Origin of the sequence: uncultured Fretibacterium sp., assembly GCF_963544685.1 — a bacterium.
GTDB lineage: Bacteria > Synergistota > Synergistia > Synergistales > Aminobacteriaceae > CAJPSE01.
This window is the reverse complement of record NZ_CAUUGJ010000104.1, coordinates 1-8,047: the sequence shown is the minus strand read 5'-3', so window position 1 is coordinate 8,047 and position 8,047 is coordinate 1. Positions and strand designations below refer to the sequence as shown.

Below are 8,047 nucleotides of genomic sequence, written 5' to 3'. Positions count from 1 at the left end.
ACACTCGACTAGTCGTCGGCAGCGTCAGATGTGTATAAGAGACAGGCCCCGGACGCTCAGGATGCTGAAAAATCCTCCTGCGGCCAGCGCGGCGGCACAGACGAGGCTCGTCAGAATGCGCCGAAGCGTCGAGGTCCTGTTCTTTTTCCGCATGGCGGCGTCCCCCTTCCGTCTCCGATTCTTTGTTCCCTCCCGAAATTTACGGCGTCCGAAAGTACGCCGATACGATATCATATCAAAAAGCGCAGCGCAAAACATTCCATTTCCGAGAGGAGAATTTTTTTATGGCTTACGACTTCGACAGGGTCATCGAAAGGCGCGGCACGAACTGTTCCAAGTGGGACACGGATCCCCGGACGATCGAGGGGGTGGATTATCCCGTCGGCTCCCCGCTCCCGCTGTGGATAGCGGATATGGATTTCGAGGTGGCGCCGGAGATCACGGAGGCGCTGACCGAGAGGGCCCGGCACGGAGTCTTCGGCTACACGCTCATTCCCGACTCCTGCTACGACGCGATCATCGACTGGGAGGCCCGCCGCCACGGCTGGAGGATCGAGAGGGAGTGGATTCAGTTTGCCCCCGGCGCGGTCCCCGCGGCGCACATGGCCGTCCAGGCCTTCTGCCAGCCGGGGGACCGGGTCATTATCCAGCGGCCCGTCTATTACCCCTTCTTCCGTACGGTGCTGAACAACGGTGCCCAGATCGCCAACAACCCCCTGGTCCTGCGCGGCGGGCGCTACGAGATCGACTTCGAGGACTTCGAGCGCCAGGCGCGGGACCCCCGCACGACCCTCTTCATCCTGTGCAGCCCCCATAATCCCACAGGGCGGGTCTGGAGCCGGGAGGACCTGGAGCGCCTCGGCGACATCTGCGCCAAAAACGGCGTCCGGGTGTTCGCGGACGAGCTGCACTGCGACATCCTGATGCCCGGCTATAAGCATCACCCGTTCGGGAACGTCGATGCCGTCTGCCGGGAGAACTCCATGACGGTCATCGCGCCCAGCAAGACCTTCAACCTCGCGGGACTCCAGGCGACGATTCTCATCACGCCCGATCCCCGGATGCGTCTCCTCTACGAGAACGTCCTGGCCCGGAACAGCATCCCCCGCCCCAACCTCTTCGCCATAACGGGGCTTGAGGCCGCCTACAGGCACGGGGAGAGGTGGCTGGACGAACTTCTGGTTTACATCAAGGGAAACTACGACTTTCTGGTGAATGATCTCCAGGAGCGCCTTCCCCAGGTCCGGGTGATGCCGCTCGAGGGCACCTTCCTGGCCTGGATGGACTTCAGCGCCCTGGAGCCGGACCCGTATGTCCTGCAGAAGCGGATGCTGACCGAGGCGAACGTGTGGCTCGACGAGGGGTGGGTCTTCGGGCCCGAGGGAAACGGGTTCGAGCGCCTCGTGCTGGCCTGTCCCCGCAGCATCCTGAAGGAGGCGTTGGACCGTATCGTCAGGGCCTTCGGCAGGTAGCCGCAGCTCCTGAAAAAGGCCGGAACCGCACCGAGGGGTGGGAAATTCCGTCCTTTCCAACCTCCGAGCCTACGGGATAGAATGCCCTTGTGATCCTGTCCCGACGCATTTTCAGGATAACGATTCGGGGGTATGATTCAGGACAACATCTATTCATCAGGAGGGGAACGACGATGAGGAGAATGTGGACGGTTGCAGCGGCCCTGCTGCTGGCGATGGCGACGGCCCTGGGGGCCGAGGCGGCGGAGCAGAGGGCCTTCGCCCTGGAGGAGACGCTCACGCTCTACGCCAAGCCGGACAAGGAGGCGAAGTCGTGGGAGGTCAGCCTTCCGGATTCGGGCGTCGCGGTCCCGAGCGCCATCCGAGACAAGCAGGATATGCTCTGGTACAAGGTGAAGGTGGACGGGAAGACCGGCTGGCTCTATCAGGAGGGTGTTCGGCTGAGGATGGGCCCCAAGAGCAAGGCCGCGGCCAACATCTACAAGCGCTATGCCGCGGCCCGGCTGAAGATCGCCGACAAGATGCCCAAGGGCTGGACCCAGGAGGAGAGCGTCCGGGCCAGGGACGCCGCGGTCGACACCTGGACCTCGAAGGGGGCCGTGTTTCAGATCTCGGGCGAGGGGAAGAGGGCCGAGGACCTCTACTTCAAGGCCAATACGGCTTCTGCCTGCAAGACGTTCCTGGGCTTCGAGGCAGTGGGCATGAGCAAGGACGCATTGAGAAGCAAGGTGGGGACCCCGACGGTCCGGGAGACCCCGAGCGGGGAGCCGGAGATCAGCATCCTCTCCTACGAGCTGCCCGATCACGATCTGACCCTGGCCTTCACCCTGCGTGACCAGGTCGTCGAGAGCGCGGAGCTCTACAGGGGCGACACGGGCGAGAGCGAGCGGGGCTGGTCCGACGACGTCCTGAATCTGCGGAAGCTCGACTGAGGCGGGGCCCCGGGGGCGCTTGGCGCTTTCGCTCGGGGGCATCCTGAAAAGCAAGGATGGAAAGGCGGTGGGCGGCCTCCGGACAAGGGGCCGTCCACCGCCTTTAGGATTCTCTGAGTCGAAACCGTTCGAGCTTGAAGGGCGTTGGATGAAAAATGTCGTCCGAAAATGATGCATATAAAGTTTGCCTATGTTAACATATACCCATCCTCATACTGTATTTTTTTTCTTGCATTTTGAAGGCATCAAGAGGAAGGGAGACAGCAATGAACACGATCGGACTGGTATACTTCAGCAATACCGGCAATACGAAGGCCCTTGCGGAGGCCTTCAGGAGCGCGGTCGAGGCGAAGGGCGGGTCGCTTTATTTCTCGGAGGCCGCAGGTGCGGACAAGGCGGCCTTCTCCGCGGCGGACGTCTGGGTGTTCGGCTCCCCGGCTTCCGGCACGGAGGAGGTCAACGACACGGAGATCCTTCCGCTGATCGAGGAGCTCGAGGACGGACTGAAGGGGAAGAAGGTCTTTTTGTTCGGCTCCTACGGCTGGGGCGGGGGCGCGTTTATGGATGCCTGGAAGCTGGATATGGAGGGCAGGGGGGCCGTTATCGCCGCCGAGCCCGTGACCTGCCTCGAGGCCCCGGACGGTGAGGCGGAGGACGCGATGAAAAAGGCGGCCGAGGCCCTGCTGGGCTGACGGCCGGAGAGGATAAAGGAGGATATCACGATGGAGGAGAAGATTCTGTTTGCGGAGGCTCATTGCGATGGGCCCTGCGGTGTGTACGACCCCGCGTCGGCACGGATAGCGGCCGAGGCCGTGCTCTCCATGACGAAGAAGCTGATTGCGCTGGAGTGCCCCGACCCCACGGACAAGGCGGCCTTCACCGCGTACCTGAACTCCTTCAGCCGCTATGACGCCATCAAGGAGGAGCAGGCCCGGATCGCCAAGACCGAGCTGCTCATCCTCTGGACGGACTACTTCAAGGCGCCGCATCTGGAAAAGTTCCCCCAGCTGCACGACCTGTTCTGGAGGGCGGCGAAACTCTGCTCCTCCTGCAAGGTCGAGGTGAACCTGAGCCATGCCGAGGAGCTGATGGAGTGCATCAAGGAGGTGCACTCCATCTTCTGGTCCACGAAGGGGCGGGAGGTTGCCTGGTACACGGCGGGCTGATGGGGCGGAGAGGCTGACGGTCGTCGTCCGGGGGCACAGCATGTACCCCACCCTAAGGGACGGCGAGCGGGTCGTGGTGGATACGACGGCCTGCAGGGAGGCGCCTCCAGCCGTGGGGGACGTCGTCCTGGCCCGTCATCCCTTCATGAGGGATATGTGGATGATCAAACGCGTAGTCGGCGTCGCCGACGACGGCCGTTACCTCCTTCGTGGCGACAATGCCCTGGAGAGCAGCGATAGCCGTAGCTTCGGCCCGGTCGCCCCTCGGAGCATCCTGGGGAGGGCGGTGCACAAGGCCGACGGCTCCCCTCTGCCGCCGGCTCCGGCCGGAAGGGAATAGCCCCGTTACGCAGCGGGGGAGACGGGAAAACGAGCGGGCCGACGGCGGAAGCCGTCGGCCCGCTTTTTCGGGGCCGAGGAACGGTCCGGGATTGATAATAAGTACAAGGATATCACCTGTCAGGCTGATGAACCCCAAGTTATTCATAATTGAATTCCATTCTTGCTCTCAAATAGAGGTTTTATTTTTATAAAACCATAAAATAAGGCAATTGATACCCAATAAAGCTTATGAAACTTCATTTTTCTCTGGGGATGCGTAGGCTCGCAATCTGACGCAGGGCGTGTTTCGACATAATTTATTTATAAATAATTTCTTTGTGAATACCCATATTACAATATATTTATTGTATTGAAGTTCTATCCTAATCAGAATATAATTTTGTCTTGGGCTGAGCTTTATGGTAAAGCTTGAGTCTTTTGGAGCGCCAATTCCTGGAGGTGTGCGGGTCATGAGTGCAAGAGAACTGAAACAGCCGGCTACAGCGTTTGCTTCTCCCCGTTTTTGCAACGTTGGCAACTTTATGCGGATGGAGAGGGTTTCGGAACCGGATGGGCTGGACTTTGCCATTTATGGCATTCCTTTCGATACCGCGTGTTCCTATCGTTCGGGGGCCCGTTTCGGGCCGCAGGGCATCCGGAATATCTCCGTCATGATGAAGACGAACAATCCGGTGCATGAGGTCAATATTCTCGATTACCTGAAGGGGGCGGACATGGGGGATGTCAATATCGTGCCCGGTTACATCCACCCGACCTATGCCGCCATCGAGGCGTTCGCGTCCAGGATACTGGATGCGGGGGCCCTTCCGATTGCCCTGGGGGGGGACCATTCCATCACGCTGGGAGAGCTGAGGGCGGTAGCGAAGAAGCATGGGCCAGTCAGCCTCATTCATTTCGATTCCCACGCAGATATCAACGATGAGGTTTTTGGCGAGAAGTATAATCACGGAACGCCTTTTCGTCGTGCCATAGAGGAGAATCTGATCGACCCCCACAAATCCATCCAGATCGGCATGAGGGGATCGCTGTACGACGCCGGGGAGTTCAAGCTGGCCGCGGACCTGGGGCTGAAATTGATTCCGACCCACAAGGTACGCGAGATGGGGATCCCCGCGGTTTTGGAAGAGATCAACAAACGGGTGGGCAAAAACAAGGCCTTCCTTACGTTTGACATCGACTTTGTCGATCCCGCCTATGCGCCAGCCACGGGGACTCCGGAGGTTGGAGGGTATTCCACCTTCGAGGCCATCAGCTTTATTCGCGGCCTGACGGACGTCAACTTCGTGGGGTTCGATATCGTCGAGGTAGCGCCGCCCTATGACGTTGCAGAAATCACCTCTTTAGCGGCCTGCAACATTGTCTTCGAGTTCCTGTCCGTCCTGGCGCTTCAGAAAAAGGAGGGCAGAAGGGCGTAAAGCTGGAGGGGGAGAGGCGATAAGCGCTCGGTCGAGGACATTTTATGGTCAGGGGGGACTGCAAATGAAAAATTTGGAACGGGTCAATGGCCTTTGCGAGAGGGTGGAGAAATTCATCGTCTCATGGGGAACCATCACAATGGCCGTTGTCTCCATTATCAATGTCTTGAGCCGAAATATTTTTCACGTCAGTTTTTCCTGGGTGGAGGAGATCAGTCAGTTTTCCGTGGTACTGGTGACCTTCGTCGGAACGGCCTACGCAGCCCGGATGGGACTCCATATCAGGATGACCGCCTTATCGGACATCATGGGGTACAGGGGCAGGAAGTTTCTGGTTCTGCTCACCTCCTTGGGGACAGCTGTTTTCCTGTGCCTTATGATGTGGTACGGCATCCTGTATGTCAAAGGGCTCTATATGATGAACAAATACACGCTGGGGTTGCAGATTCCGGTTTACGTCGTCATGCTTTGGGTTCCCATCGGTTTTTTCCTGACGGCGGTTCAATACCTTGCGACCTTCTGGAAAAATCTGACCCATAAGGGGATTTTCATCGCCCCGTCCGTAGCTGAATCCGGGGCGGAGGACGGATGGACGCTTTCCGAGGGAGTGCTCTGATATGCTGTGGGTTTTGATGGGAACAATGATCGGCCTGCTTATCCTGGGGTTTCCCATGATGGTGCCCCTGGGGACTGCTGCATTTTTAACCGTCTTTCTGTTTTTCCCTATCGATCCTGCCATGCTGGTGCAGCAGATTGTCGGCGGGGTCCAGCCCGTATCGCTGACGGCCGTCCCTCTGTTCATCCTCGCTGCGGACATCATGACCTCGGGGCAGGTGGCCGAGCGGCTGCTGACATTCGTCGTCAAACTGGTGGGGCATAAGCGCGGGGGCATCCCGATCTCGACGACCATTGCCTGTACGCTCTTCGGCTCGGTCTCCGGTTCCACCCAGGCCACAGTCGTGGCCATCGGCGGCCCCTTGCGTCCGTTGCTCCTCAAGGCCGGGTACGATGCCTCCTTTTCAACGGCATTGATCATCAATGCGGCCGTCATTGCCCTGCTCATCCCCCCCAGCATCTATATGATCGTCTATGGGGTGGTGGGAGGCGCCTCCATCGGGGATTTGTTCATCGCGGGGGTTGGCCCCGGAATCCTCATCTGCATCCTGTTTTGTATCTACGGTTGGTTCAAATCGGGAAAGGAGCACTCGGCACCGGAGGCCTCGAGTTCCGAGAAGTGGCTGGCGTTCCGTCGGGCCATCCTCAGCTTCTCCTTCCCCGTCATCATCTTCGGGGGCATCTACTCCGGGATGTTCAGCCCGACGGAGGCTGCCGCGGTGTCCGTTTTCTACGCATTTCTGGTGGAGTACTTCATCTATCGTTCCATCAAGCTCTCGGATATCCCGAAGATCGCGCTGCGCACGGGTACGGTGACCGCCATAGTCTTCATCCTGGTCGCCATGGGACAGGCCTTTTCCTGGACCATTTCCTTCGGACGGATCCCCAACATGATCCTGCCCGCGCTCCTTGGGGATGCTCCCTCGTCCGTCCGCATCATGTTCGTTCTGACCATAACGTATTTCCTGGCCTGCATGTTCGTCGACCCCATCGTCGTCATCATGATCCTGACGCCCATCTTCAAACCGGCGATTGCGGCCGCAGGATTGGATAATATCCTGTGCGGCATCATCGTTACCCTGCAGGCCGCCATCGGGTCTACGACGCCTCCCTTCGGCTGCAATATTTTTACGGCCATGGCCATTTTCAGGCAAAAATACGCGGATGCCATCCGCGGAACCTTTCCTTTTGTCGCCATTATGGTCGCAGTGTCCGTTTTATTGATCTATTGTCCGAAGATAGCCCTGTTTCTGCTCGATTTATCGCGGTAAGTGCTGAATGTAGGATGTTGTGTGTGTAGGATGTTGAGGGGTCCATCGGCTTTTCAGGAAAAGGAGGAAAAGGAAATGAGAAAGTGTGCGGTCGTTTTTCTGTTGTGCGTCATGGTCTTGAGCTGCGGTGCCGTTCCGGCCTCAGCCGCCAAGTACAATTGGCGGCTGGCCAGTGAGGAGCTGGCCGATAGTGCGGTGGATCTCTATGCCCATGAGTTTGCCCGCCTTTTGAAGGAGAAGTCGAACGGCGACATCCAGCTGGAGGTCTTCCCTCACGGCACCCTGGGGACCCCCACCGAGATGTTCGAGCTTGCCCTGAACGGCGCGGTGGAGTTCTGCCTGATCGCCCCCGGACAGTCCAGTTCCATCATCCCCGAGAACCAGATTTTTCTGCTTCACTTTCTGTTTTCGATGGACGACGACAGAAATGCCGAATTTCTGCGCACAAGCAAGGCGATCAACGAAAAACTGGGGGGCATCTATGAAAGCAAAGGGCTGAAGGTCCTGAACTTTTTTAGCGAGGGCGCCATGTACTGGACGGCCAACAAGCCGCTTCGCAAGCCGGAGGATTTTGAAGGCGTCAAGTTTCGCGTGATGCCCTCGGAGCTCTTGTTGGAGATCTACAAGGCCTATGGAGCCAGTCCCACGGCCGTATCCTTCAACGAGGTCTACAGCGGCCTCCAGCTGCACATCATCGATGGCCAGGAGAACCCTCCCTACGTTATCCAGGAGATGAAATACATGGACGTACAGAAATGCCTGATTGCGTCCAAGCACAATATGGCTCCTCGCCATTTTAAGTGGGTAAGTCAATCTGTAGCTTACCCGCGATGA

General features: G+C 58.5%; 10 protein-coding genes. 9 read left to right on the top strand and 1 reads right to left on the bottom strand.

Annotated elements, in window-relative coordinates:
- Positions 1-24: 24 nt before the first annotated feature.
- Entirely contained in the window at positions 25-153 is a 129-nt protein-coding gene (locus tag ABLA28_RS09300) for a hypothetical protein (RefSeq protein WP_347713428.1), read from the bottom strand.
- A 131-nt stretch (positions 154-284) separates the two neighbouring features.
- Between ABLA28_RS09300 and ABLA28_RS09295 the strand changes: the two genes are divergently transcribed.
- The 9 genes from ABLA28_RS09295 (at position 285) to dctP (ending at position 8,047) form a co-directional block, all read left to right on the top strand.
- Positions 285-1,472: a MalY/PatB family protein gene (locus tag ABLA28_RS09295; RefSeq protein WP_347713427.1), complete on the top strand. Its 1,188-nt coding sequence runs from the start codon at positions 285-287 to the stop codon at positions 1,470-1,472.
- A gap of 173 nt (positions 1,473-1,645) precedes the next feature.
- On the top strand, positions 1,646-2,404 hold the full coding sequence (locus ABLA28_RS09290; protein ID WP_299302589.1) for a hypothetical protein: 759 nt from the start codon (positions 1,646-1,648) through the stop codon (positions 2,402-2,404).
- A 266-nt stretch (positions 2,405-2,670) separates the two neighbouring features.
- On the top strand, positions 2,671-3,096 hold the full coding sequence (locus ABLA28_RS09285) for a flavodoxin domain-containing protein (RefSeq protein ID WP_347713426.1): 426 nt from the start codon (positions 2,671-2,673) through the stop codon (positions 3,094-3,096).
- A gap of 30 nt (positions 3,097-3,126) precedes the next feature.
- Positions 3,127-3,570, top strand: coding sequence for a superoxide dismutase, Ni (gene sodN, locus ABLA28_RS09280; RefSeq protein WP_299302583.1), 444 nt, complete (start codon positions 3,127-3,129; stop codon positions 3,568-3,570).
- Complete coding sequence (gene sodX, locus ABLA28_RS09275) at positions 3,548-3,910, top strand: nickel-type superoxide dismutase maturation protease (protein WP_299302580.1); 363 nt, start codon at positions 3,548-3,550, stop codon at positions 3,908-3,910. The genes sodN and sodX overlap by 23 nt, the downstream gene beginning before the upstream one ends.
- Before the next feature lie 451 nt (positions 3,911-4,361).
- Entirely contained in the window at positions 4,362-5,327 is a 966-nt protein-coding gene (gene speB / locus ABLA28_RS09270; RefSeq protein WP_347713425.1) for an agmatinase, read from the top strand.
- 64 nt (positions 5,328-5,391) lie between these two features.
- Positions 5,392-5,943: a TRAP transporter small permease gene (locus tag ABLA28_RS09265; RefSeq protein ID WP_299299124.1), complete on the top strand. Its 552-nt coding sequence runs from the start codon at positions 5,392-5,394 to the stop codon at positions 5,941-5,943.
- 1 nt (position 5,944) lies between these two features.
- Positions 5,945-7,213, top strand: coding sequence for a TRAP transporter large permease (locus ABLA28_RS09260; protein ID WP_347713424.1), 1,269 nt, complete (start codon positions 5,945-5,947; stop codon positions 7,211-7,213).
- Positions 7,214-7,288: 75 nt separating this feature from the next.
- On the top strand, positions 7,289-8,047 hold the full coding sequence (gene dctP, locus ABLA28_RS09255; protein ID WP_347713423.1) for a TRAP transporter substrate-binding protein DctP: 759 nt from the start codon (positions 7,289-7,291) through the stop codon (positions 8,045-8,047).